Source organism: Streptomyces chisholmiae (assembly GCF_031845445.1).
GTDB classification, from domain to species: Bacteria; Actinomycetota; Actinomycetes; order Streptomycetales; family Streptomycetaceae; genus Streptomyces; species Streptomyces chisholmiae.
On record NZ_JAVREO010000001.1, the window covers coordinates 74,336 to 99,537 of the forward strand.

Below are 25,202 nucleotides of genomic sequence, written 5' to 3' on the forward strand. Positions count from 1 at the left end.
TGGGGTCAGCGGTGCGGGACGCGCATCTCGAACCAGGTGGACTTGCCGTGCGCCAGCAGGTCCACGCCCCAGCGGTCGGCCAGGGTGTCCACGAGGAACAGGCCGCGCCCGCTGATCACCTCCATCTCGCGCACCGGCAGCAGCGCCGGCAGCGCCCGGGACGGGTCGCTGACCTCGACCCGCACCCAGCCCCTGCGGCGCCTGATGCGCAGTCCGAACTGGGCGGCCCCCGCGTGCTGGACGGCGTTCCCGACCAGCTCGGAGACGAGCAGCACGGCGTTCTCGGTCAGCTCGTCGGGCAGCAGCCAGCGGGCGGAGAGCTGCTGACGGGTGAGCCGACGGGCCCGGCCGGCGGACGCCGGCTCGGAGGGCAGCCGCACCTCGGCGAGCGAGGGGTCGTCGGTCACCGGCCACTGGCCGGGCTGCTCCCGCCGGAGCGGCCGGCCCTGCTGCTGTTTCGGTGGGTGCCCCGGCTGGTGGCCCGGTTGCTGTCCCGGTTGGTGTGCGCCGTGCGGCTGGTCCTGGGGATGGCCGTGCGGGGCGGCGGCCCTTCCGAGGTCGGTCTTCTCGCATTCGCTCGTGGGGACGTTCGCCGGTGCAGCCATGTGCTCCATCATGGCGGCGCCGGCGCGGTGCGCGGGCCGTTTCGGGGGAACTGCCGCCCGGGCGCGGGGGGTTGGCGCCGGCTACGGCGCCTCGGCCGGTGGGGCGGCCGGCGGTTCGGCGGCCGGGCGCCGGAAGCGCGCCCGGCCCGGCCCGTCCTCGACGAAGGAGCGCATCCCCTCGGCCCGGTCCGCGGTGGCGAACAGGCTGGCGAACCAGGTGCGTTCGATGGCGAGCCCGGTCTCCAGGCCGGTCTCCAGGCCGCGGTCCACCGCCTCCTTGGCGGCGCGCAGCGCGGTGGCCGGCCCCGCGGCCAGCCGGGCGGCCCAGGCGTGCGCCTCGGTCAGCAGCTCGTCGGCCGGCAGCACCCGGTCCACCAGCCCGATGGCCAGCGCCTCGGCCGCGGTCAGCTGGCGGCCGGTGAAGATCAGGTCCTTGGCGCGGGACGGGCCGATCAGCCGGGGCAGCCGCTGGGTGCCGCCGGCTCCCGGGATCAGCCCGAGGAGGATCTCCGGCTGTCCGAGCCGGGTGTCCTCGGCGGCGAAGCGCACGTCGGCGGTGAGGGCCAACTCCAGCCCGCCGCCGAGCGCGTAGCCGTGCACGGCGGCCACCACGGGCTGCGGCAGCTGGGCCACCGCGGTGAAGGAGTCCTGGAGGTCGCGGGCCCGGGCGATCATCGCCGCCTGGTCCATCGCCCGCATCTCCTTGACGTCGGCGCCGGCGGCGAAGGCCCGGCCGGTGCCGGTGAGCACCAGGGCGCGGATGTCGTCCCGGCCTGCGATCTCGGTGGCCAGGGCGCGGAGTTCGTCCTGGAGGGCGGTGTCCAGCGCGTTGAGCGGCGGACGGTCCAGCCGCAGGGTGCCGACCCCGTCCGCCACGTCCAGATGTACCGTCATACGGCCCAGCGTAGCGGGGCGGTGAGCGCTCGTTCACCGCCCCGCCGCCGGTTGGTCACTGACCGGCGCCCCAGTCGGCCCAGTCCATGTTCCAGCCGTTGATCCCGTTGTCCGGCGCGATCACGTCGTCCTCGGAGTTGATCACCTCGACCACGTCGCCGATCATCGAGTTCTCGTAGAACCAGGCGGCGTCCGTGTTCGGGTCGCCGGCGCCCTGGACGTCCGCCAGGCCGACGCAGCCGTGGCTGACGTTGGCGCTGCCGAAGGTGCCGGAGGACGCCCAGTAGTTGCCGTGTACGAAGGTGCCGGAGGTGGACAGCCGCATGGCGTGCGGCACGTCCGGGATGTCGTACTCGCCGCCGAAGCCGACGGTGGCCCCGTCCATCCGGGTCTCCCGGAACTTCTCGGTGATCACCATCTTCCCGTTCCAGGTCTCGGTGCCCGGGGCGCCGGCGGTGATCGGCACGGTGCGGAGGTTCTCCCCGTCCCTGACCACCTCCATGGTGTGCGCGGCGGCGTCCACGGTGGTGACCTGGCTGCGGCCCACGGTGAAGGAGATGTCCTCGCGCAGCGTGCCGAAGACGCCGTCGGCGCCCTCGACGCCCCGGATCCGGAAGCTGACCTCGACCTCGGTGCCGGGCGCCCAGTACTCCTCGGGCCGGAAGTCGACCCGCTGTTCGCCGAACCAGTGCCCGCGCACCTCGACGGGCGGGTCGGTGGTGATCCGGATCGCGTCCCGCACCTCGGCGGTGTTGGCGATGGGTGTGTCGAAGGTGACCGACAGCTCCATCCCCACGCCGACCTCGGAGCCGTCCGGGATGTTCCAGGAGCTGGAGAAGGTCGCCTCGGCCGCCACCGTGGTGAAGCCGGCGATCGCGGTCTCCGACTCCCCGGCGGCGTTCTCGCCGACCGCGGTCACCGTGTACTCGGCGTCGTTGGCCAGTGCCTCGGTGGGCGCCCAGGCGTCGCCCTCCTCGGTGATCTCGCCGGCGACCTCCTGGTCCTCCGGTCCGACGACGGTCACCTCGGTGAGGGTGCCTCCCTCGGCGCTCACCGCCAACCCGCCGGTGGTGGGCACCCCTTCGGCGCCGTCCTCCGGGGCGATGGTCAGCGCCACCGCCGCGTGGGTCTCCTCCTCGGTCTCCTCTTCCGCCCCGTCACTTCCGCTGCACGCCGTCACCGTCAGCAGCAGCACACCCAACAGCGCACCCACCCCCGTGGACGCCCGCCGTCTCCCACTCCCCGATCGCACGCCGTTCCTCTCGCCTCACGTCCTCTGACTGTCAGGCAATCACACTGGCGTGCGGAGAAAGGGCGCGAAATTGTCACCGTTCCGTCGCAGTTCGCGGCCCTGGCCGGCAACTCCCATGGGGTGCCGCCCGGCTGACCCGGCGCCGTCCGTGCCGTCGCCCCCCGGCCAGCGGGCAAGTCGTGGCAAAATGCTGCATTCCCGACAGTGGCCATCCGGCGGCCACCTCCGCGCCGCCGGCCCGCGGGCCGCGCCGGAGCAGCACCGCCCGGGAGAGACGAGGAGGACCCCGTGTCCCTGGCAGCCGAGCACCCGAGGACCGACGTCTGGCCCGGCCACCCGCAACCCCTCGGCGCCAGCTTCCGGGTCGGCCCCGGCGGCACCGAGGGCACCAACTTCGCCCTCTGGGCCGGCGGCGCCGACGCCGTCGAGCTGTGCCTCTTCGACGACGCCGGCCGGGAGAGCCGGCACCCGCTCACGGAGTCGGCCCACGAGATCTGGCACGGCTTCCTGCCCGGCGTCCGCCCCGGCCAGCGCTACGGCTACCGGGTACACGGCCCCTGGGACCCGTGCGCCGGCGCCCGCTGGAACCCGGCCAAGCTGCTGCTCGACCCCTACGCCCGCGCCGTGGACGGCGAGTTCACGCTGCCGCCCGAGGTGTACGGCCACACCGTCGACCACCAGGACCCGGCGGCGGCCGACACCGTGCGCGACCCCCGGGACTCGGCGCCGCACGTGCCCAAGGGCGTGGTGGTCCACGACACCGAACCGTGGACCGACGACCGCCGGCCCAAGACCCCCTGGCCGGACTCCGTCATCTACGAGCTGCACGTGCGCGGCTTCACCATGCGCCATCCCGACATCCCGCCCGAGCTGCGCGGCACCTACGCCGGCCTCGGCCACCCGGCCGCCATCGAGCACCTCGTCCGACTCGGCGTCACCGCCGTGGAGTTGCTGCCGGTCCACCAGTTCGCACACGAGGAGCACCTGCTCCGCGCCGGACTGCGGAACTACTGGGGCTACAACTCCGTCGGCTACTTCGCCCCGCACGCCGCCTACAGCGCCTCCGGCACCCGCGGTCAGCAGGTCGGCGAGTTCAAGAACATGGTGCGGGCCCTCCACCAGGCCGGCCTGGAGGTGATCCTGGACGTCGTCTACAACCACACCGCCGAAGGCGGCGAGGGCGGCCCGACGCTCTCGCTGCGCGGCATCGACAACGCCGGCTACTACCGCCTCGCCGAGAACCCGCGCCACTACACCGACTACACCGGCTGCGGGAACACCCTGCACGTGGTCCAGCCGCAGGTGCTGCGGCTGATCACCGACTCGCTCCGCTACTGGACGCAGGAGATGGGCGTCGACGGCTTCCGCTTCGACCTGGCCGCCGCGCTGGCCCGCTCCTTCCACGACGTGGACATGCTCTCCCCGTTCCTCGCGGTGATCGCCCAGGACCCGGTGCTGCGCCGGGTCAAGCTGATCGCCGAACCCTGGGACGTGGGCAGCGGCGGCTACCAGGTGGGCGCCTTCCCGCCGCTGTGGACCGAGTGGAACGACCGCTACCGGGACACCGTCCGCGACTACTGGCGCGGCGCGCTGCCCGACGTCCGGGACCTCGGCTACCGGCTCTCCGGCTCCAGCGACCTCTACGCCTGGGGCGGCCGACGCCCCTACGCCTCCGTCAACTTCGTCACCGCGCACGACGGCTTCACCCTGCGCGACCTGGTCTCCCACGAGCGGAAGCACAACGAGGCCAACGGCGAGGAGAACCGCGACGGCACCGACGACAACCGCTCCTGGAACTGCGGCGCCGAGGGGGAGACCGACGACCCGGCCGTCAACGCGCTGCGCCGCCGGCAGCTCCGCAACCTGCTGACCACGCTGCTGCTCTCCACCGGCGTCCCGATGCTGGTGGCAGGCGACGAGTTCGGCCGCACCCAGGGCGGCAACAACAACGGCTACTGCCAGGACAACGAGATCGGCTGGCTCGACTGGTCGCTGCCCGACGACCCGAACTGGCGCCCGCTGCTCGACCTGACCCGGCGGCTGGTCCGGCTCCGCCGGGCGCACCCGGTGCTGCGCCGGCGCGCCTTCTTCTCCGGGCGCCGGCAGGCCCCGGCCGGCATGCGGGACCTGGGCTGGTTCACCGCCGAGGGCCGGGAGATGACCGAGGACGACTGGTACGCGCCCAGCCGCACCCTGGGGATGTACCTCTCCGGCCGCGACATCCCGCAGCGGGACGAGCGGGGGCGCCCGGTCACGGACGTCAGCTTCCTGGTGCTGCTGCACGCCGGCGACCAGCCGCTGGACTTCCCGTTGCCCGGGCCGCCCTGGGGCTCCGTCTACCGGCTGCTGCTCGACACCGCGCGGGAACGGCAGGACGTCGCCCCCGACTCCACCCACCTGGGCGGCACGGTGCTGCGCCTCCCCGAACGCTCGGTGCTGCTGCTCCGCGTCGAACCCACCGACCCGCCCCCACGCGCCGGCGCGTAGCCCGGCGGGGCCGGCGACGGGATCCGCCGGCCGTCGGTGGCCGGGCCGGGCCGAGCCCGGCTCCGCGGGCGGGGCCCGGGCCCCGCCGCTGGCCGGCCTCGCCGGCCAGGCGCCGGCCCGGCCGGTCGCGCTGTGGGCACGGGTGCCGCCCCGCGCCCCGGGGCCTTCCGGCCAGGCGCCGGCCCCGCTCCGGGGCCTTCCGGCTTCGCCGGCCAGCTCACCGACCCCGGGTCGGGCCGCACGCGGCGCGACCGCGACGCGGTCTCCCCCGGCCGGGGGCTTCGCCGGGGCCGAAGGCTTACCGACGGCCCGCTGGCAGGGAGCGGGGCCGGCTTCGCCGGCCTGGACAGTGGGCTCATCACCGGCTTGCCAGGCCGGATTCCGGATGGGCCTCCGGCTCCGCGGGGCGGCTCGCCAACTCCGGGCAGGGCCGCACGCGGTGCGGTCGCCGGTTCGCTGTTCCGGCTCCGCCGGGCGGGGGTGTCCGCAGGTGGGGGGGCGCCTCGGCTTTGTCGGCTGGGCGCTGGCCTGTTGGTGGGTTGTTGGGTGCCGGCCCGGGCCTGGCTTCGCCGGTCGGACCAGAGGTGCCGGCTCGTCCGGTGCGCGCCGCCGGCCCGACCGGGGCCCTGCCATTCGGCCCGCGCTGGCGAGGGGCTCGGCCCGGCCCGCGCCTCGGGGCTTTCCGGCTTTGCCGGGCGAGTGTGCTCGCCGGTTGGGGCCGGCCGTTGGTGCCGGCCGTGCCTTCTGGCGTGGGGTGCCGGGCGGGTGCCTGCTGTCGGCCCTGGCCGGGGGTGTTCCGGCCGGGCGCCGGCCTCGGGGCTTTCCGCCCTCGCCGGGCGAGTGTGCCCGCCGGTTGCGCCCCGGGCGCGGCGTGCCGGGCGGGTGCCCGCTGTCGGCCCCGCCCCGGGGCCTTCCGGCCAGGCGGTGCCCCCGCCCCGGGGGCCGGGCCCCCGGGGGCCCGGCCTGGCCTTCCGGCGCCGCCGGGGCTACGCGAAGTGGCCGTTGCCGGTGGCGAGTTCGCGGAGGGGGGCGGGTGGGGTGAAGCGGTCGCCGTAGCGGGTGGTCAGTTCCTCCGCGCGGGCCAGCGCGCCGGCCGGGCCGCCGGGGAAGCCGTTGAGGTACTGGAGCACCCCGCCGGTCCAGGCGGGGAAGCCGATGCCCAGCAGGGAGCCCACGTTGGCGTCCGCCACCGAGGCCAGCACCCCCTCGTCCAGGCAGCGCACCGCGTCCAGCGCCGGCGCCAGCAGCAGTCGGTCGACCAGGTCGGCGAAGGGCACCGGCGCCGCGTCGTCGGGCGCCGCGAAGTGCTCGCGCAGCCCCGGCCAGAGGCCGGCGCGGGCACCGTCCCGGTAGTCGTAGAAGCCGGCGCCGGCGGCCCGGCCCCGGCGGTCGAACTCGTCCAGCATCCGGTCCAGCACCGCGTCCCCCGGGTGCGGTCGCCACTCGCCGCCGGCCTCCTCGACGGCCTGGCGGGTCTCCTCCCGGATTCGGCGCGGCAGCGTGAGGGTCAGCTCGTCGAGCAGCGCCAGCACCCCGGCCGGGTAGCCGGCCTGGGCGGCGGCCTGTTCGATGCTGGCCGGGGCGATCCCCTCACCCACCATGGCCAGGCCCTCGGAGAGGAAGTGGCCGATCACCCGGGAGGTGAAGAAGCCCCGCCCGTCGCGCACCACGATCGGGGTCTTGCCGAGCGCCCGCACCAGGTCGAAGGCGCGGGCCAGCGCCGGGTCGCCGGTGCGCGCGCCGACCACGATCTCCACCAGCGCCATCCGGTCCACCGGGGAGAAGAAGTGCAGCCCGACGAAGTCCTCGGGCCGGCGCACCCCCTCGGCCAGCTGACCGATGGGCAGCGTCGAGGTGTTGGAACAGAGCAGCGCGTCCGGCGCCACCACGTCCTGCACCTCCTGGAAGACCTCGCGCTTGAGCGCCGGGTCCTCGAAGACCGCCTCGATCACCACGTCGCAGCCGGCCACCCCCGCCACCTCGGCGGTCGGGGTGATCCGGGCCAGCGTCGCCCGCTGGGCCTCCTCGGTGAGCCGGCCGCGCCGCACCGCCCGGTCCAGCGTCCCGCGCACCGTCGCGAGCCCGCGCTCGGCCGCCTCGGCCGACACGTCCTTGAGCACCACCTCGAAGCCGGCGCTGGCGCAGGCGTGGGCGATGCCGGCGCCCATCATGCCGGCGCCCAGCACCGCCACCCGCCGCACGGTCCGCGCCGGCTCGCCCTGCGGCCGACTGCGGCCGGAGTTGACCGTCCGCATATCGAAGAAGAACGCCTGGATCATGTTCTTGGCGGTCTGGCCGACCACCAACTCCGTGAAGTAGCGGGCCTCGATCACCGCCGCCGTCTCCACGTCCACCTGGGCGCCCTCCACGGCCGCCGCCAGGATGTTGCGCGGCGCCGGGTAGGGCGCGCCGCCCAGCCGCTGGCGCAGCCGGGCCGGGAAGGCGGGCAGCTGGGCGGCGAGCTTCGGGTGGCTCGGGGTGCCGCCCGGCATCCGGTAGCCGGGGGCGTCCCACGGCTGCGTCGCCTCCGGATTGGCCTCGATGAACGCCCTGGCCCTGGCGAGCAGTTCGGCCTGGTCGGCGGCGACCCCGTCGAGCAGGCCCAGCTCCTCGGCCGCCCGCACCCGGTACCTGCGCCCCTCCAGCAGCACCTTCACCAGCGCGTCCGTGACGCCCAGCAGCCGCACCGCGCGCACCACCCCGCCGCCGCCGGGCAGCAGGCCCAGGGTCACCTCGGGCAGGCCGAACCTGGCCTTGGGCGCGTCCAGCGCGATCCGGTGGTGGCAGGCCAGCGCGATCTCCAGGCCGCCGCCGAGCGCGGTGCCGTTCAGCGCGGCCACCACCGGGCGGCCCAGCGTCTCCAGGGCGCGCAGGGCGCGCTTCACCCGCAGGCTCCGCTCGAACACGTCGGCCGCCTGGTCGGGGGTGGCGGCGAGCAGCTCGTTGAGGTCGCCGCCGGCGAAGAACGTCGCCTTGGCGGAGGTGACCACCACGCCCCGAATTCGGTCACGGTCGGCCACCAACTGGTCGACGGCGCGCTCGAAGGAGTCGATGAACGCCGCGTTCATGGTGTTCGCCGACTGCATCGGATCGTCCAGGACCAGCGTGACGATCCCGTCGGCGTCCCGCTCCAGCCGGACGGTGTCCCGCGCCGGCTCGGTGACGGACGCCGGCTGCGCGGACTCCCCGGGGCTCGGCGGGGTGGCGGGGGCGGGCGGGGTGGTGGACATGGGGGCTCTCTCCTCGACAACCAGGGACGACCGTGACGGACGGCCGTGGGGCACGGGACGGTGGGCGGGTGGGGCGAGCGGACGCAAGGCGACCACGGGAAGGGGGCGGGTCGCGGCCGTCCTGCTCAGAGGCGTTCCAACACGGTGGCCACTCCCATCCCGCCGCCCACGCAGAGTGTGGCCAGCCCGTAGCGGCCGTCCCGGCGCTCCAGTTCGTCCAGCAGCGTGCCCAGGATCATCCCGCCGGTGGCGCCCAGCGGATGCCCCAGCGCGATGGCGCCGCCGTTGACGTTGACGATCTCCGGGCTGAGCGCCAGCTCCCGCACGAAGCGCAACACCACGGCGGCGAACGCCTCGTTGATCTCCACCAGGTCCAGGTCGGCCACCGTCAGCCCGGCCTTGGCCAGCGCCTTGCGGCTGGCCGGCGCCGGCCCGGTCAGCATGATCGTCGGCTCCGAGCCGGAGACCGCCGCCGAGACGATCCGGCCCCTGGGCCGCAGCCCGTACCGCTCGCCGATCTCCCGGTTGCCGATCAGCAGCAGCGAGGCGCCGTCCACGATGCCGGAGGAGTTCCCCGCGTGGTGCACATGGTCGATCCGCTCCAGCCAGTGGTACTTCTGCAGGGCCACCGCGTCGAAGCCGCCCAGCTCACCGACGGTCGCGAACGACGGCTTGAGCCGGCCCAGCGACTCGACCGTGGTGCCCGGGCGCGGGTGCTCATCCCGGTCCAGCACCACCAGCCCGTTGCGGTCCAGCACCGGCACCACCGAGCGGTCGAAGCGGCCGTCCTTCGCGGCCGCCGCCGCCCTGGCCTGCGACTCGGCGGCGTAGGCGTCCACGTCGCGGCGGCTGAACCCCTCCACGGTGGCGATCAGGTCGGCGCCGACGCCCTGGGGCGCGAAGCCGGTGGTGTAGTTGGTCATCGGGTCGTGCGCCCAGGCGCCGCCGTCCGAGCCCATCGGCACCCGCGACATCGACTCGACCCCGCCGGCCAGCACCAGGTCCTCCCAGCCGGAACGGACCTTCGCCGCCGCCAGGTTGACCGCTTCGAGCCCCGAGGCGCAGAAGCGGTTCTCCTGGACCCCGGCCACCGTGTCCGGCAGCCCGGCGGCCAGCGCCGCCGTCCGCGCGATGTCCGCGCCCTGGTCCCCGATCGGGGTGACCACGCCGAGCACGATGTCGTCGATGGCGGCCGGGTCCAGCCCGGGGAACCGGCGGCGGATCTCGTCGATCAGCCCGACGACCAGTTCCACCGGCCGGACCTCGTGGAGTGAACCGTTCGCCTTGCCGCGCCCGCGCGGGGTGCGGATGGCTTCGTAGACAAAGGCGTCGCTGCTCAACGTCGTTGTCCTTTCTGCGGGGCCGCGCGGGGGCGGCGGGGGGATGGGGGAGACACGCGGAACGAAGGGGCCCGGGCCCGGGGAGTCAGTCCAGCAGGGAGCGGCCGATGATCTCCTTCATGATCTCCGTGGTGCCGCCGAAGATCGTGCCGACCCGGTTGTCGGCGAACGCCCTGGCCACCGGGTACTCGGTCATGTACCCGTAGCCGCCGTGCAGTTGCAGGCAGCGGTCGGTGACCCGGTTGGCCAGCTCGGTCGACCACCACTTGGCCATCGAGGCATGCGTGGTGTCCAGCCCGCCGGCGTTGTGCTCCAGCACGCAGCGGTCGACGAAGGTCCTGGTCACGGCGCACTCGGTGGCCAGCTCGGCGAGCTGGAAGCGGACGTGCTGGAGCTTGGCCAGCGGCCTGCCGAACGCCTCCCGCTCCCGGACGTAGGCCACCGTGCTCGCCAGCACCGCCTCGGCGACCGCGATCGCGCCGACCGCGATGGTCAGCCGCTCCTGCGGCAGCCGCGCCATCAGCTGCGCGAAGCCCCGGTCCCGCTCGCCCAGCAGGTTCTCCCTGGGCACCACCACGTCGGTGAAGGACAACTCGGCGGTGTCCTGCGCGTGCAGCCCCAACTTCTCCAGGTTCCGGCCGCGTTCGAAGCCGGCCATGCCGCGCTCCACCACCAGCAGGCTCAGCCCCCGGGCGCCGCCCTCCGGCGTGGTCCGGGCGGCCACCACCACCAGGTCGGCCAGGATCCCGTTGGAGATGAAGGTCTTGGCGCCGTTGAGCAGGAAGTGGTCGCCCCGGTCCTCCGCGCTGGTGCGGATCGCCTGGAGATCGGAACCGGCCCCCGGCTCGGTCATCGCGATGGCCGCGATGGTCTCACCCGAACAGAAACCAGGCAGCCAACGACGCTTCTGCTCGTCCGTGGCCAACTCGGTGAGATAGGGCCCCACGATGTCGTTGTGCACCCGGAAGCCGGGACCGGTGGCCCCGGCCTTGGCGAACTCCTCCGCCAGCACGGTGGCGAACCGGAAGTCGTCGCTGCCCCCGCCGCCGTACTCCGCCGGCACGGCGAAGCCCAGCAGCCCCTGCCGGCCGGCGGCCCGCCACACCGAGCGGTCCACCACCCCGGCCCGCTCCCACCGCTCGTGGTGCGGCGTCACCTCGCGCGCCACGAAGGCGCGGACCGTCTCCCGGAACGCCTCGTGCTCCGGCTCGAAGATCTCCCGACGCATCTCCGCCCTCAACTCCCCGTCGTCTCCCGGCTGTCCGGCCTCGCGCCGGCCCGCGCACCGACCCCGCCGCCTCCGCCACCGACCCCGCCGCCGGCCGGTGCCCCGCCCGGCTGCCGGGCCCCGTCGCCAGCCCCGGCCGCGCCCGGCCCGCGCAGGCCGGCGACGTCCCAGTCGGCGGCCACCTCGGCGGTGTGCGCGCCCGGCTCCGCCGGCGGCCGGCGCAGCGCGCCCGGCGTCCGGGAGAACCGGGGCGCGGGCGCCGGCTGGGTCAGCCCGTCCGCGGTCACCAGCGTCCCGCGGGCCGCCAGCTGCGGGTGGGCCGCCGCCTCGCGCAGCGAGAGCACCGGCGCCACACAGGCGTCCGTCCCCTCGAAGAGCGCCGTCCACGCGGCCCGGCTCCGGGCGGCGAACCGCTCGGCGATCAACGCCCGCAGCTCCGGCCAGCGGGTCACGTCCCCCCGGTCCGGGGCGTCCGCCGGCAGCGGCAGCAGCCGGGCGAACTCGGCGTAGAAGCGCTCCTCCAGCGCTCCCACCGCCATCCAGCCGCCGTCGGCCGTGGCGTACACCGCGTAGTAGGGACAGCCGCCGTCCAGCAGGTTGGTCCCCCGGGCGTCCCGCCACAGGCCGGCGCCCAGCAACCCCCAGAGCATGGCGCCCAGATGGGCCACGCCGTCCACGATGGCCGAGTCCACCACCTGGCCCTCGCCGGTGCGCTCGGCGTGCCGCAGCGCCGCCAGCACCCCGCTGACCAGGTAGAGCGCGCCGCCCGCGTAGTCGCCCAGCAGGTTGGCCGGGATCGCCGGCGGGCCGCCGGCCGGGCCGATCAGGCCCAGCGTGCCGGCGGTCGCCAGATAGCCGATGTCGTGCCCGGCGCTGGCGGCCAGCGGGCCGTCCTGCCCCCAGCCCGTCATCCGCCCGTAGACCAGCCGTGGGTTGCGGGCCAGCGCGGCCTCCGGGCCCACGCCGAGCCGCTCGACGACGCCCGGCCTGAACCCCTCAAGCAGCACGTCCGCCCGCGCGGCCAGGTCGAGCACCGTGGCCTTGCCGTCGGCCGCCTTGAGGTCCAGCAGCACCGATCGCTTGTTGCGGTTGGTCACGTCCGTCGCCGGCGGAACGGCCATCGGCTGCCCGCCCGGCCGGTCCACCCGGACCACGTCGGCGCCGAGGTCGGCCAGCAGCATCCCGGCGAACGGCGCCGGCCCGAGGGCCGCCAGCTCCAGCACCCGCACCCCGGCCAGCGGCCCAACGCCCGTGCTCCGGCTGGTCATCGGGTCGGTCATCAGGCTCCCCGGACTCGGCGGACGGCGGCCGCGACGCCGCCTGGTCCCGCGATGTTACGGACGAGTAGGGTCGCGACGCAAGGCGGGCCGGACCACGTTCGAGGGAACGCGGCCCGGCCCGCCCCGTGGGTCGGCCGGCGGCCGGCCGGCGGGGGCGCCGGGCCGGACCACCCGCCGGACTACTCGTCGGCCGGCTCCCCGTGGTGCTTGAAGTCGCCGACCTCGTCCAGGTTGATCACCCGGGGATGCTGGTAGACGTGCTCCAGGTGCTCCCTGGAGTTCCAGACGCCGTCCGTCAGGAAGTCACCGGACCAGGTGACGAACCAGCTCCAGTCCGCCCGGTAGGCGTCCAGCAGGTCGGGGTCCGGGATCGGGCCGACCTCGGTGAGGGCCACCAGCTTCTGGTCCTGGCCCAGCTCGACCAGCCGGTCGTAGGTCGCGCTGACCGGCCCGTGGTCGCCGGCGGCCGGGTAGGAGTCGGCGCTGACGATGTCCACCACGTCGTCCCCCGGGTACCAGGCGGGGTCGACCGAGTTCCACACCCACAGCAGGTTGTCCAGCTCGTGGACCTCCGTCAGCCGCTGGTACATGATCCGCCACAGCTCCTTGGCCGGCTCGGGGCCGTGCGCGCCCCACCAGAACCAGCCGCCCTCCGCCTCGTGCAGCGGGCGCCACAGCACCGGGACGCCGGCGTCCCGCAGCCGGGTCAACTCGACCGCGATGGCGTCGATGTCGCGCAGCAGCAGGCCGTACTCGGTCGACTCCGGGTCGGCCAGCGCCGCCGCCACGTCGAAGGTGGTGGCGTCCGTGTAGAAGCCGCGCCACCACTCCCTGCCCGGCTCGTCGATCAGCCCGGACGGCGCGTTCCAGTGCCAGACGAAGGTGGTGATCCCGCCGCGCTCGTCCCACTCCAGCGCGTGGTCCACGTCCACCCCGACGGTGCCCCGCTCGACCCGGCTGGGGGAGTAGTCCATCAGGTCCAGGCCGGCGACGGCCGGCGTGGTGCCGAGGTTCTCCTCGATCCACTCGATGGAGGCCATGTCCTGCTGGCCGCTCAGGATGTGCTCGCCGTAGTGGTCGGTCAGGTAGCGCAGCAGCGACCTGGCCTCGGGGGTGGCGTCCGGGTTGACCGGCTCGCCGGTGACCTGGTGCGGGGGCGGCTCGGGCGCCGGGGCCAGGCTGATCGCGTCGATCTCGTACCAGCCCCAACCGCTGCGCACGGTCAGCGTGTTGTCGCCCTCCTGGAGCAGCGTCTTGCCGGCCGGCAGGGCGGTGAACTCCTCGGTCGCGGCCAGCGTGATCTCGCCCATGCCGGTGCCGTTCAGCTCCAGCACGGCGTTCTTCTGGCCGTAGGGGGCGCGGTAGTGCACGGTCAGCTCGTAGAGCCCGCCCGGACTGTCCGGCACGGTGACGGTGACCTGGTCGGACTCCTGGTCGAAGCCGGTCACGTAGCCGGTGCCGGAGTGGCCGGGGGCGGTCGACTCGACCTGCACGCCGACCAGTTCGCCGTCCTCCGCCTCGTAGACCTCGACGGTCGGCGCCGGTTCCCCCTGGGCGGTCGGCTCCGGTGTTCCGGCCGTGGCGCCCGGCGCGCCCGCCGTGATGACCAGCAGGCCGGCGGCGGCCAGGCCGGCCAGGCCCGCGCGCGGCACTCCTCGGAATCTCATCTGTCTTCGGCTCCCTGTCCCGGCGGGCGATGCCCGGCCGCGGCTCGAATGGTGTGCGGGAGCGCTCCCAAATGTTCATTTGAGCTTGGGAGTTGGTGGGTGTCAACAGGACGGAACGGGCGCGCCGCGGGGGCGCGGGCCCGGCCGGTCAGGCGTCCGGGCGGACCGTGGACGCCGGGGCGCCGGCGGTGGACTCGCGGACCACCAGCCGGTGCGGCACCAGCCGCTCCCGCGGCGGCTGGCGGCGCCGGACCGCCGGCCGGGGCCCGTCGCCGTCGGCCGCCACCGGCTCGCCGGCGCCGGCCTCGGCGATCCGCTGGACCAGCGCCGCCACGGCCGCCGCCGCGATGGCCGCCTTGTCCGGCGCGACGGTGGTCAGGGTGGGCACGCTGTACCGGCCGGCCTCCACGTCGTCGAAGCCGACCACCGCCACGTCGCCCGGCACCCGCAGGCCGTGTTCGTGCAGGGCGCGGATCGCGCCGATCGCCATCTGGTCGTTGAGCGCCAGCACCCCGTCCGGGGCCAGGCCGGCGGCCAGCGCCGCGTGCACCGCCGCCGCGCCGTGCGGGGTGGCGAACTGCGTGACGGGGCGCACCAGTCGGGGATCGTACGGCAGGTCGGCGGCGGCCAGCGCGGCCCGGTGGCCGCGGGTGCGGACCTCGGCCGTGCCGGTGCTGTCGCCGTCCCGGCCGCCGACCACCAGCAGCCGGCGGCGGCCGAGCGCCAGCAGGTGCTCGGTGGCCTCCCGGGCGGCGGCGGCGTTGTCGATCGCCACGTGGTCGGCCGAGCTGGCGCTGAGCCGCTCGCCCAGCAGCACGGTGGGCAGGCTGCCCCGGCGGTCGCGCAGGTCGTCCTCGACCAGGGCCAGCGGGCTGAGGATCACCCCCTCGGCGAAGTCCGAGCCGAAGCCGTCCAGGGCGGCCAGCTCCTGTTCCCGGTCCGCCCTGGTCTGGTGGACCAGCACGGTCAGCCCGTTGCGGCCGGCCTCCGCGACGATCAGGTTGGCCAGCTCGGCGAAGTAGGGCAGGTCCAGCTCGGGGACGACGAGCGCGATGATGCCGGTGCGGCCGCGCCGCAGGTGCCGGCCGGCGAGGTTGACCCGGTAGCCCAGCTCGTCGATCGCCTCCCGGACCACCCGCCGGGTGCGGTCGGAGACGTGGACGTAGTCGTTGATGACGTTGGAGACGGTCTTTTCCGAGACCCCCGCGCGTTGCGCCACGTCCTTGATCCTGGGCCTCGCCACCCCGACCTCCCTGAGCCGCGACGATCGTACCCGGGGTGGCCGACCGGTCGAACGAACGGGCCGCCGCTGACCGGCCGGCCGAACAGCGGCCCAGCCCACCCAGGAGTCACCAATCCCCAACAGAAAGAGACGCGTTACGACCTCTTTACACAACTTGTTACATCGATGTAAGACGTACCAACAACCCAGCGTCGGGTCGGAGAGGTGCGCGATGAGCTTTGATCATTCCGGACATGGTGGCCGTGCGCGGCTGGGCCGGCGGGGCTTCCTCCGCTGGGGTCTGGCGGGCGCCGGCGCGGCCGTCGCCCCCGGGCTGCTGGCCGGCTGCGCCTCCCCGGCGGCGCCCTCCGACTCCTCCACGCTGCGGGTCTGGGACCTGTTCTCCGGCGGCGACGGTGTGCTGATGGACGAGATGCTCGCCGCCGTCGGCAGCGGCCCGGACGCCTTCTCCATCGACCGGACCATCCTGGAGTGGGGCCCCTCCTACTACACCAAGCTCGCCATGGCGGCGGCCGGCGGCCGGGCCCCCGAGGTGGCCGTGCTCCACCTCTCCCGGCTGGCCGCCTACGCCCCCGGCGGCCTGCTCGACCCCTTCGACCTCGACCTGCTGGCCGAGTTCGGCGTCACCGAGCAGCACTTCGCCCCCGCGGTCTGGGAGCGGGCCGGCTGGGACGGCGAGATCTACGCGATCCCGCTGGACACCCACCCGTTCATCGTTTTCTACGACAAGGAGATCGCCGACCGGGTCGGACTGCTCGACAGCGACGGCGAGCTGGCCCCCTTCGGCTCCCCGGAGGCGATGATCGAGGCCAGCGCGGCGCTCGCCGCCGAACAGGGCGGCTCCGGCGTCCTCTTCGGTCACGTCGCCGACCAGGCCCAGTGCTGGCGGCTCTTCAACGGCCTGTACGCGCAGACCGGCGCCACCTGGGAGCTGCCGGACGGCGGCGAGCCGCGGGTGGACTTCGACGCCGCGGTGCGGGTGGTCACCTTCATGACCGAGCTGTTCGACGGCCGGACCAACCCCAACTCCCTCGACTACTTCGGCGCGATGGCCGCCTTCCAGGGCAGCCGGGGCGCGATGATCTTCTGCGGCGAGTGGGAGCTGCCCAACGTGCGCTCCACCGGCCGGCCGATGGGCGCGGCGCCGTTCCCCAACCTGTTCGGCCAACCCGCCGTGCACGCCGACTCCCACGCCTACGTCCTACCCCGCCAGGAGCGGGTCGACCAGGCCCGGCGGCGGGAGGCGCACCGGTTCGTCGCCACCATGCTGAAGAACAGCTACACCTGGGCCAGCGCCGGCCACATCCCCGCCTACCAGCCGGTGATCGCCGACGAGCGGTACGCCGACCTCGACCCGCAGGCCTCCTACGCCGACGCCGCCGAGGTCGCGGTGCTCGACCCGCCGTCCTGGTTCACCGGCTCCGGCTCCAACTTCCAGAACCAGATGACCCAGCCGATGTCCTCGGCGCTGATCGGCGACATGTCGCCGGAGCAGGCCGTCCAGCAGATGGTCGACCAGTCCGCCGCCATGATCGACCAGCCCAACCCGGTCGCGTGAGCGCGCCGTCGCGTGCGCGAGACAAGGAGCCTGTGACGTGAGCACCACCGCTTCGCGGCCCACCGCGGCCGACTCCGGCCCGGCGGCCGACCGGCCGGGCCCCCGCGCCACCGGGGTCGGGCGCCGCGCCCGGTCCACCGGCTGGCTGTTCGTGCTGCCGTTTGTGGCCGTCTTCGGCCTCTTCATGATCTGGCCGATCGTGCACGGCATCTGGATGAGCTTCACCGACGAGTCGCTCACCATGGCCGGCACGGACTTCGTCGGCTTCGACAACTACGTCGAGGCGTTCGGCGACCCGGACGTGTGGAGCAGCCTCGGCAACACCCTCTTCTTCACCGTGATCACCGTCGTCCCGCTGGTGGTGCTGGCGCTGGCCATGGCGCTGCTGGTGCACACCGGGCTGGCCGGCCAGTGGGTGTGGCGGCTGTCCTTCTTCGCGCCGTTCCTGCTGCCGGTCAGCGTCGTCACCATCATCTGGAGCTGGCTCTACCAGCCGGACCTCGGCATGGCCAACCAGCTGCTGGACTCCCTCGGCATCGGGCCGGTCGGCTGGCTCGCCGAGGAGGACGTCGCCATGTGGTCGCTGGCGGCACTGACCGTCTGGTGGACGGTCGGCTTCAACTTCCTGCTCTACCTGGCCGCCCTCCAGTCCATCCCCGACCAGCTCTACGAGGCGGCGGCGCTGGACGGCGCCGGGGCCTGGCGGCGGCTGTTCTCCGTCACGCTGCCGCAGCTCAGCCGGATCACCGTGCTGGTCGGCATGCTTCAGATCCTGGCCTCGCTGAAGGTCTTCGACCAGATCTACATCCTGACCAAGGGCGGCCCCAACAACTCCACCCGGCCGATCCTGGAGTACATCTACGACGTCGGCTTCACCGGCTACCGGCTGGGCTACGCCTCCGCGATCTCCTACCTGTTCTTCGCCCTGATCATCATCGTCTCCATCGCCCAGCTGCGGTTCATCCCGCGTCAGGAGGGCTGACCGTGTCCGCCGCCACGACCACGCGATCCCGCCTCTCCACCCGGCCCGGGCCCGGCCGCGGCTACGGCCCGCGCGGGCCGCGCCGGCCCCGCCAGCCGAAGGAACAGGCCGGCTCCGCACTGCTGTTGGGCCACGGCCGGCTGCCCAGGGTGCTGGCCGGCGGCGCGCTGGTGGTCTTCGCCGCGCTCTGGCTGACGCCGTTCGTCTGGGCGCTGGCCACCTCCTTCCAGCAGGAGCAGGACGTCGCCAGCCCCGGGCTCAACCCGATCAAGGGCGCGCTGACGCTGGAGTCCTACCGCACCATCCTGGACCGCGGCAACATACCCGTCTGGGCGTTCAACAGCGTGCTGATCGCCACCCTGGTCACCGTGCTCACCGTGGCCGTCTCCACGCTGGCCGCCTACGGCCTCTCCCGCGGCACCTTCCGCGGGCGCCGGCTGCTGCTGGCCGTCACGGTCTCCTCGATCATGGTCCCGCCGCAGCTGCTGATCGTGCCGCTCTTCCAGCAGATGCTGGCGCTCGACCTGGTGGACACCTACTGGGCGGTGATCCTGCCGCAGGTGGTGGCGCCGATGATGGTCTTCATCCTGAAGCGGTTCTTCGACGCCATCCCCCGCGAACTGGAGGAGGCCGCCCGCATCGACGGTGCCTCCGAGCTGCGGGTCTTCTGGTCGATCGTGCTGCCGCTGTCCCGCCCGATCGTCGCGGCCGTCTCCGTCTTCGTCTTCATCGGGGCCTGGAACAACTTCCTGTGGCCGTTCATCGTCACCAACGACCCGGACCTGATGACGCTTCCCGTCGGCCTGGCCACCGTCAAGGACGCCTACGGCGTGGTGTACGCGCAGAACATGGCCGGCGCGCTGCTGGCCGCCGCGCCGCTGATCCTCGTCTTCCTCTTCTTCCAGCGCCGCATCGTCAAGTCCGTGGCCACCACGGGCCTGGGCGGCACCTGAGAAGCCGGGCGGCGGCGGGCACGCCCCGGGGCAGCCGCCCCGGGGCCGCCGTCGCCCGCGGCACCAGACCCGCGCGCGGTGGAACCTCGCCGCGCGCAACCACCCATCTCACGGGAGTTCCTGTGCCTACCCCCTCCGCCATCCCGCGGCCCGAGTACCCGCGGCCGCAGTTCGTCCGTGGCGACTGGCTCAACCTCAACGGCACCTGGCAGTTCGAACTCGACCGCGGCGACAGCGGTATCGACCGAGGACTGCTGGAACGTGACCTCAACGGCGAGATCACCGTCCCCTTCTGCCCGGAGTCGGAGCTGTCCGGCGTCGGCGAGACCGACTTCCTGGAAGCCGTCTGGTACCGGCGCACCGTCGGCGTCCCCGCCGAGTGGGCCGGCCGCACCGTCCACCTGCACTTCCAGGCCGTCGACTACGACACCACCGTCTGGGTAAACGGCACCGAGGTCGCCCGGCACCGCGGCGGCTTCACCCCCTTCACCGCCGACCTGGGCGAACTCGCCCGGCCGGGCGAGGAGTTCACCCTGGTGGTGCGCGCCAGGGACCCCAAGCACGGGCCGCAGGCGCGCGGCAAGCAGGCCATCAGGTACGCCAACACCGACTGCCACTACACCAGGACCACCGGCATCTGGCAGACCGTCTGGCTGGAGCCGGTCGCCGCCGACCACCTCAAGCGGCCCCGGATCACCCCCGACCTGGCCGGCTCCGCGTTCCACCTGGAGCTGCCGCTCTCCGGCAACCGGCCGGGCCACCGGGTGCGCGCCCGGCTCAGCGACGCCGCCGGCGAGGTGACCACCGCCGAGGCCCGCGCCGACCTCGACCTGGCCCCCCGCCTGTACCTCCCCGTGCCGGCCGACCGGCGCCGCGAGTGGAGCCCCGAGGATCCGCACCTCTACGACCTCACCCTCGAACTCCTCGACGCCGACGGCACCGTGCTGGACCGCGCCGCGAGCTACGCCGGGCTCCGCTCGGTCGGCATCGACGGCAAGGCCGTCACCCTCAACGGCCGGAAGGTCTTCCAGCGCCTCGTCCTGGACCAGGGCTGGTACCCCGACGGCCTGATGACCGCGCCCAGCGACGCGGCGCTGGTCCGGGACATCGAACTCGCCATGGCCGCCGGCTTCAACGGCGCGCGCCTGCACCAGAAGGTCTTCGAGGAGCGCTTCCTCTACCACGCCGACCGGCTGGGCTACCTGGTCTGGGGCGAGTTCGGCGACTGGGGCTGCAACCTCGGCGGCCGGCCGGACGACCGCCAGCAGCCCGACGCCTCCTACGTCGCGCAGTGGCTGGAGGCGGTGGAACGCGACTACTCCCACCCGTCGATCGTCGGCTGGTGCCCGCTCAACGAGACCTTCCAGGAGCTGAGCGACCGGATCAGCCAACTCGACGTCATCACCCGGGGGATGTTCCTCGCCACCAAGGCGATGGACACCACCCGGCCGGTGCTGGACGCCTCCGGCTACTCCCACCGGGTGCCGGAGACCGACATCTGGGACTCCCACAACTACGAGCAGGACCCGGCGGCCTTCGCCGAACAGGTCGGCGGGCTCAGCCGCGGCGAGCCGCACACCAACCACCACGACCCGGCCCGGCCCTGGTCCCTGCCGTACGCCGGACAGCCGTACTTCGTCAGCGAGTTCGGCGGCATCTGGTGGTGCCCGGAGACCGCGGCCGAGGCCCGTGGCGACGACCGCGCCGAGTCCTGGGGCTACGGCGACCGGCCGCGCGACGAGGAGGCGTTCCAGCTCCGCTTCGCCGGGCTGACCGGCGTGCTGCTGGACGACCCCGACATGTTCGGCTACTGCTACACCCAACTCACCGACGTCTTCCAGGAACAGAACGGCGTCTACCGCTTCGACCGCACCACCAAGCTGGACGTGGACCGGGTCCGCCAGGCCCAACAGCGCCCCGCCGCCATCGAACAGGACTGACCCGGCCGCCCCGCCCCCTGGCCCCGGCTCGCGCCGGGCCGGGGGCGGGCGGCCTCGGCTAGCGGGCCGACCGGTGCAGCCAGCGGCGCGCGTCGGCCAACCGCTCCTCGTTGCCCGTCGGGTCGGTCAGCCCGGTGTGGTCCGCGCGGAGTATCCGGTCCGCGTAGTAGAGCGCGTTGACCGCGTACCGGAAGTCCAACAGCGGCACCAGCCCCCGGTCGACCTCGCCCGGAGTGAGCGCGCCCGCACGCAGGTAGGCGGCCAACAACGGCCGGGCCCGCTCGGGGCCGCCGGCGTCCATCACGACCGTGGCCAGGTCGTACAGCCGCACCCACGAGCCGGCCGCGCCCCAGTCGATCAGCCCGCACCGGCCGGTCGCCGGGTCCAGCCGGAAGTGCTCGGGCGCCGGATCACCGTGCACCGGGCCCCAGGTCAGGGTCTCCGGACGGAGCGCCAACAGCCGCTCCACCGCGGCCTCCACCGCGGGGCGCAGCCACCGGCGGACCGTCAACACGGCCGTATCGGCCAGCCCGGCCAGCAGGTCGAAGCGCGCGCCGGCCGCCGTCGCGGTGACCCGTTCGGTGCCCAGCGCCCGGTGCACCCGACCGAGGGTGGCGCCCAACAAGGCGTGCTCGGCCGGCCCCCGACCGGTCAGCTCCCGGCCCGAAACCCAGCGCAGCAGGGCCAGTCGGTGACCGGAGACCGGTACCGTGTGGCGGCCGTCGCCGGCCGGCACCGGTGTCCCGGTCGGCACGCCGACCGCCGCCTCCACCCGCGCCGCGAGGTCGAGCCCGTACCGGAAGCACCCCACCCCGGGCCCGTCCGGAACGGCCTTCGCCACCCATACCCGGCCACCGTGTACCACCCGCCAGGTGATCGAGTTCATGCCGCCGGGCAGCGCGGACACCTCGGGGTCCGACAGACCCCAGTGGTCGGCCAGCGCGGCGCGCAACCGGCGCCGGCCGGGCACCGGCCCGGCGGGCGAGGACGACGGGACTGACGAGGACGGTGGCGATGACATGGGGAGCGTCTCCGGGAACGACGAAGGAGCCGCCGGGAGCGGCGGCGGAATCGGACCGCTGCGCGCGACGCGGAGCGCGTCGCCGGGCACTCACCTCACGCCGCCGACCCTAGCGGCCCACCACCCGGCGCGGAAAGCCACTGCCGGTGGGCGGGGGTGGGCCCTAGGGTGGCGGGCATGTCTGGCCACGCGAAGACCTCCTACGTCTGCCTGCCCTGCCGGGCCGCCTACAAGCAGCCCTACGGTCCGAAGCGGCAGCGCGTCTGCCCCCGCTGCGCGGGGCCGTTGCTGCACGCCGGCTCCGCGTTCGCCGCGCCGCCGCGGCGGGACGTGGCCGCCTGGCGGGCGCTGACCGCGCTGTTGAACGCCGGGGTCGGCTTCCACATGGGCTGCTGCGACGGGCCCGGGTTCCGCCCCCGCACCCCGCGCGAGATCCGCCAACGCCTCGCCCACGCCCACCGCACCGGCGAACCGATCAGCCGCGCCCTGACCCGCCCCGAACTGCCCTGACCACCCCACCCACCCGCTACTGCCCGACCCGGCCGTCGACGCGTTCGCGGAGGAGGTCGGCGTGGCCGCAGTGGCGGGCGTACTCCTCGATGCGGTGGACCAGCAACTCCCGCACGGCCGTGCCGTCCCGGCCCAGCCGCCTGCCCAGGTCCTGGTGCTCGGCGAGCGCCGCGTCGGTGGCCGCCTGCTCGCGGGCCAGCGCCTCGTACGCCGCGTCGACCACGGCCTGGTCGGCGACGGCGCCCCGGAAGTCGCCGTCGTCCGCGTCGTACAGCGGCGGCAGCGGATCGTCGTCGGTGATCCAGTTGCGCCAGTCGCGCTCCACCTCGGCGAGGTGGCGGAGCAGGCCGAGCAGCGACATCGTGGACGGCGGCACCGAGCGGCGGGCCAGCTGCTCCGGGGTCAGGCCCTCGCACTTCATCCGCAGCGTCAGGCGGTAGTTGGTCAGGAAGTCCTGGAGCGTCGCCAACTCGCCGTCCGGGCTGGGCCCGTCGCTGTCGCGCGGGTCGTCGTCCGGGTCGACCCACATGTCGGGGTGGACGGTGGCACTGGTCCAGCGGGTGGGCTGGTCGGTCACATGCTGCTCCCCTCGTCCGCGCTGGCGGCCCGGCGCCGTCGGTGGAGCGCCAGGACCAGCATGAGTGGGAAGAGTACGGCGCAGAGCACGAAGGGGACACCGACTATCAGGGTGAAGGTCCCCATGAAGAGCAGCAGCACCAGCGGTCTGCCCCAACTGCCCCCCGCGTAGGCCTGGTCCGTCTCGTTGGGCAGCAGCCAGCTGCCGTGGTCGGCGCGGATCAGCCGCGCGTCGGCGACGCTCTCCAGCTCGCAGCTGCCTATGTGTACGCGGAGGTCCGGCAGCGGCGCCGAGCCGTCGGCCGGGGTGAAGGTGCCGAAGCAATGTGTGCGCTTGCTGCCGCCGCCCCGGCCGCCGCCCTCGAAGACCTCCTCGCGGTCACTGATCGTCACCTGACCCGGCTCGCCGGCCCAGCCGAACGAGGCGGCCAGCACCCGCCCCTGGTGGATCGGCACGTCCTGCGCCAGCTGGACGAAGAACCACGCCACCGGCGCGCACACCAGCCACAGCGCCACCAGCACGCCGATGTTGGCGTGCTCGGCTCCGGCGAACCAGCGTCGCAGTCGCATCGAATGGCCCCCCGTCGATCTCGGTCGTGACTCACCGTACTCCCACCCACTGACAGCGGCCGCCGCCCCGGCCAGGTCCAGTCCGGCCCTAGGATCGAGCCATGCGGGACGGCCGGAGCATGCGCATCGGGGAGTTGGCGGCACACATCGGCGCGAGCCCCCGCGCGTTGCGCCACTACGAGGAGCAGGGGCTGCTGGCGCCCGAGCGGCTGCCCAACGGCTACCGGGTGTACGACGCGTTGGCGATCAACCGGGCGGCCGCCATCAAGGAGTTGCTCGACGTCGGCCTGACCAGCGAGGACATCAGGCCGCACCTGGAGAGCGGCTGTCTCGACACGCCGCCGGCCCGTGCCGCGCACTGCCAGGGCGAGTTGGGCGCCATCCACGCCCGGCTCGGCACGCTGAACGAGCTGATCGCGCGCCTGGAGGCGGTCCGCGACCGGTTGGCCGAGCACGCGGCCACCGTGGAGGCCGCGGTGGCCGGGCGGCACCCCGACTGACCGCCCGGCGGTGACGGTCTCGGCGCAGGTCCAACCCGCGGGGAGCGGCGAGGACTTGACCCTGACGCTAGCGGCAGCTTCCTACCGTGGGCGCGCCCACCGCCGTCGAGCGACAGGAAACCGCGTCCCCCATGTCCTCTTCTTCTCCCGCCCCGCCGACCGCGCCCGGGGCCTCGCTGAGCTGGCTGCCCGGGCTCATGCTGGCCGTGTTCGTCATCGGCACCGACGACTTCATCATCGCCGGGGTGCTCCCGGAGATCGCCGCCGACCTGCGGGTGAGCGAGGCGGCCGCGGGGCAGTTGGTGACCGTCTTCTCCCTGGTGTACGCGGTCGCCGCGCCCGTCATGGCGGTGCTCACCGCGCGCCTGCCCAGGCGCGCCATCGTGGTGGGCGGCCTCGCGGTGTTCGCGCTGGTCAACGCCACCACCGTGGCGGCCACCAGCTACCCGGCGCTGCTGGCCCTGCGGGTGCTGGCGGCGCTGGTCGCGGCGAGCGTGAGCCCGGCGGTGTTCGCCGTCGCGGGAACGCTCGCGCCTTCGCACCGGACCGGTCGGGCGATCGGCGCGGTGGCCGCGGGGCTGACCGTCTCGCTGGTGGTCGGGGTGCCGCTCGGCTCGTGGCTGGGCGCGGAGTTCGGCTGGCGGGCCACGTTCGTCCTGGTGGCCGGGCTCACCGTGGTGGCTGTCGCGGTCACCGCCGGCACCCTGCCGCGGCTGCCGGACCAGCCGGCGACCGGCGTGCGGGAACGGCTGTCCCTGCTGCGCCGGCCGGCCGTGCTGACCTGCGTGGCGGGCACCGTCGTCGGGGCGTGCGCCGGCCTGTTGCCCTACGTCTTCATCGCTCCGGTGATCGTCGATCTCACCGGCGCGGAGCGGTCCTGGGTGCCTGTGGTGATCGGCGTCTACGGGCTGGCCGGCGCCATCGGCACCGTGCTCGGTGGCCGCCTCAACGACCAGTGGGGCACTGACCGGTCCGTCCTCGCCCTGCTGACGCTGGTGTGTGGCGCGACGGTGGCGATGGCGGTGACCGGCCTGCTCGGGGGCGGTGACGTGCCGCTTCCGTTGCTGGTGGCGCTGATCGTGGTCTGGGGGTTGGCGGGTTGGGCCTACAACCCACCGATGAACGCCAGAGCCCTGCGACTGGCCGGTGCCGCCGGGACGGAGGCCATCGCGCTCAACACCAGTGGCCTCTATGTGGGCATCGCTGCGGCCGGAGTGGTGGGCGGCGGTGCACTGAGCGTGGGCGGGGGAGTCGGGGTGCTGCTCGCGGCCGGGCTGGTGGGGTTCGGCAACCTGGCCTTCATGATCCGGGCGGTGCGTCGCTACCCCGCCGCCCCGGCCGCGTCCGCGGGGGCGTCCTGAGCGGC

General features: G+C 74.2%; 20 protein-coding genes. 8 read left to right on the top strand and 12 right to left on the bottom strand.

Annotation, left to right across the window (positions count from 1 at the left end):
• Window positions 1–5: 5 nt before the first annotated feature.
• From RM844_RS00285 to RM844_RS00295, 3 genes are all read right to left on the bottom strand, one after another.
• Window positions 6–605 (bottom strand): ATP-binding protein, encoded by a 600-nt coding sequence (locus tag RM844_RS00285; protein WP_311663264.1) that lies wholly within the window; start codon window positions 603–605, stop codon window positions 6–8.
• Between the two features lie 81 nt (window positions 606–686).
• On the bottom strand, window positions 687–1,499 hold the full coding sequence (locus RM844_RS00290; protein WP_311663266.1) for an enoyl-CoA hydratase/isomerase family protein: 813 nt from the start codon (window positions 1,497–1,499) through the stop codon (window positions 687–689).
• 55 nt (window positions 1,500–1,554) lie between these two features.
• Window positions 1,555–2,700: a L,D-transpeptidase gene (locus RM844_RS00295; RefSeq protein ID WP_394814403.1), complete on the bottom strand. Its 1,146-nt coding sequence runs from the start codon at window positions 2,698–2,700 to the stop codon at window positions 1,555–1,557.
• Window positions 2,701–2,955: 255 nt separating this feature from the next.
• On the opposite strand from RM844_RS00295, the gene glgX reads away from it, so the two are divergent.
• On the top strand, window positions 2,956–5,238 hold the full coding sequence (glgX, locus tag RM844_RS00300) for a glycogen debranching protein GlgX (RefSeq protein ID WP_394814376.1): 2,283 nt from the start codon (window positions 2,956–2,958) through the stop codon (window positions 5,236–5,238).
• Between the two features lie 986 nt (window positions 5,239–6,224).
• Here the strand turns inward: glgX and RM844_RS00305 are convergent.
• The 6 genes from RM844_RS00305 to RM844_RS00330 all read right to left on the bottom strand — a co-directional run bounded on the left by RM844_RS00305 (window position 6,225) and on the right by RM844_RS00330 (window position 15,226).
• The gene (locus tag RM844_RS00305; protein ID WP_311663272.1) at window positions 6,225–8,468 is read right to left on the bottom strand and encodes a 3-hydroxyacyl-CoA dehydrogenase NAD-binding domain-containing protein; all 2,244 of its coding nucleotides are present in this window, start codon (window positions 8,466–8,468) and stop codon (window positions 6,225–6,227) included.
• A 125-nt stretch (window positions 8,469–8,593) separates the two neighbouring features.
• Complete coding sequence (locus RM844_RS00310; protein ID WP_311663274.1) at window positions 8,594–9,808, bottom strand: acetyl-CoA C-acetyltransferase; 1,215 nt, start codon at window positions 9,806–9,808, stop codon at window positions 8,594–8,596.
• Window positions 9,809–9,893: 85 nt separating this feature from the next.
• On the bottom strand, window positions 9,894–11,036 hold the full coding sequence (locus tag RM844_RS00315; protein WP_311663277.1) for an acyl-CoA dehydrogenase family protein: 1,143 nt from the start codon (window positions 11,034–11,036) through the stop codon (window positions 9,894–9,896).
• An 8-nt stretch (window positions 11,037–11,044) separates the two neighbouring features.
• The gene (locus RM844_RS00320) at window positions 11,045–12,316 is read right to left on the bottom strand and encodes a CaiB/BaiF CoA transferase family protein (RefSeq protein WP_311663279.1); all 1,272 of its coding nucleotides are present in this window, start codon (window positions 12,314–12,316) and stop codon (window positions 11,045–11,047) included.
• A gap of 179 nt (window positions 12,317–12,495) precedes the next feature.
• Complete coding sequence (locus tag RM844_RS00325; RefSeq protein ID WP_311663281.1) at window positions 12,496–13,983, bottom strand: glycosyl hydrolase; 1,488 nt, start codon at window positions 13,981–13,983, stop codon at window positions 12,496–12,498.
• Between the two features lie 148 nt (window positions 13,984–14,131).
• Window positions 14,132–15,226 (bottom strand): LacI family DNA-binding transcriptional regulator, encoded by a 1,095-nt coding sequence (locus tag RM844_RS00330; RefSeq protein WP_311663283.1) that lies wholly within the window; start codon window positions 15,224–15,226, stop codon window positions 14,132–14,134.
• Window positions 15,227–15,437: 211 nt separating this feature from the next.
• Between RM844_RS00330 and RM844_RS00335 the strand changes: the two genes are divergently transcribed.
• The 4 genes from RM844_RS00335 to RM844_RS00350 all read left to right on the top strand — a co-directional run bounded on the left by RM844_RS00335 (window position 15,438) and on the right by RM844_RS00350 (window position 20,659).
• Window positions 15,438–16,784, top strand: a complete 1,347-nt coding sequence (locus RM844_RS00335) for an extracellular solute-binding protein (RefSeq protein ID WP_311663285.1) — start codon at window positions 15,438–15,440, stop codon at window positions 16,782–16,784.
• A 37-nt stretch (window positions 16,785–16,821) separates the two neighbouring features.
• Entirely contained in the window at window positions 16,822–17,766 is a 945-nt protein-coding gene (locus tag RM844_RS00340; RefSeq protein WP_311663288.1) for a carbohydrate ABC transporter permease, read from the top strand.
• 119 nt (window positions 17,767–17,885) lie between these two features.
• Window positions 17,886–18,719 (top strand): carbohydrate ABC transporter permease, encoded by an 834-nt coding sequence (locus RM844_RS00345; RefSeq protein WP_311664283.1) that lies wholly within the window; start codon window positions 17,886–17,888, stop codon window positions 18,717–18,719.
• A 122-nt stretch (window positions 18,720–18,841) separates the two neighbouring features.
• On the top strand, window positions 18,842–20,659 hold the full coding sequence (locus RM844_RS00350; protein WP_311663290.1) for a glycoside hydrolase family 2 protein: 1,818 nt from the start codon (window positions 18,842–18,844) through the stop codon (window positions 20,657–20,659).
• A 58-nt stretch (window positions 20,660–20,717) separates the two neighbouring features.
• Here RM844_RS00350 and RM844_RS00355 read toward each other — a convergent pair whose 3' ends face one another.
• Window positions 20,718–21,680 (bottom strand): phosphotransferase enzyme family protein, encoded by a 963-nt coding sequence (locus RM844_RS00355; RefSeq protein WP_311663292.1) that lies wholly within the window; start codon window positions 21,678–21,680, stop codon window positions 20,718–20,720.
• A gap of 177 nt (window positions 21,681–21,857) precedes the next feature.
• Here RM844_RS00355 and RM844_RS00360 point away from each other — a divergent pair, with 177 nt between their 5' ends.
• Window positions 21,858–22,190, top strand: coding sequence for a deoxyxylulose-5-phosphate synthase (locus tag RM844_RS00360; protein WP_311663294.1), 333 nt, complete (start codon window positions 21,858–21,860; stop codon window positions 22,188–22,190).
• 16 nt (window positions 22,191–22,206) lie between these two features.
• Here the strand turns inward: RM844_RS00360 and RM844_RS00365 are convergent, their stop codons facing one another.
• Entirely contained in the window at window positions 22,207–22,767 is a 561-nt protein-coding gene (locus RM844_RS00365; RefSeq protein WP_311663300.1) for a DinB family protein, read from the bottom strand.
• Window positions 22,764–23,336, bottom strand: coding sequence for a hypothetical protein (locus tag RM844_RS00370; RefSeq protein WP_311663310.1), 573 nt, complete (start codon window positions 23,334–23,336; stop codon window positions 22,764–22,766). Before RM844_RS00370 ends, RM844_RS00365 begins: the two co-directional genes overlap by 4 nt.
• A gap of 101 nt (window positions 23,337–23,437) precedes the next feature.
• On the opposite strand from RM844_RS00370, the gene RM844_RS00375 reads away from it, so the two are divergent.
• Together RM844_RS00375 and RM844_RS00380 are read left to right on the top strand one after the other, a co-directional pair.
• Entirely contained in the window at window positions 23,438–23,836 is a 399-nt protein-coding gene (locus RM844_RS00375; protein ID WP_311663312.1) for a MerR family transcriptional regulator, read from the top strand.
• 131 nt (window positions 23,837–23,967) lie between these two features.
• Window positions 23,968–25,197: an MFS transporter gene (locus RM844_RS00380; protein WP_311663314.1), complete on the top strand. Its 1,230-nt coding sequence runs from the start codon at window positions 23,968–23,970 to the stop codon at window positions 25,195–25,197.
• Window positions 25,198–25,202: the final 5 nt, after the last annotated feature.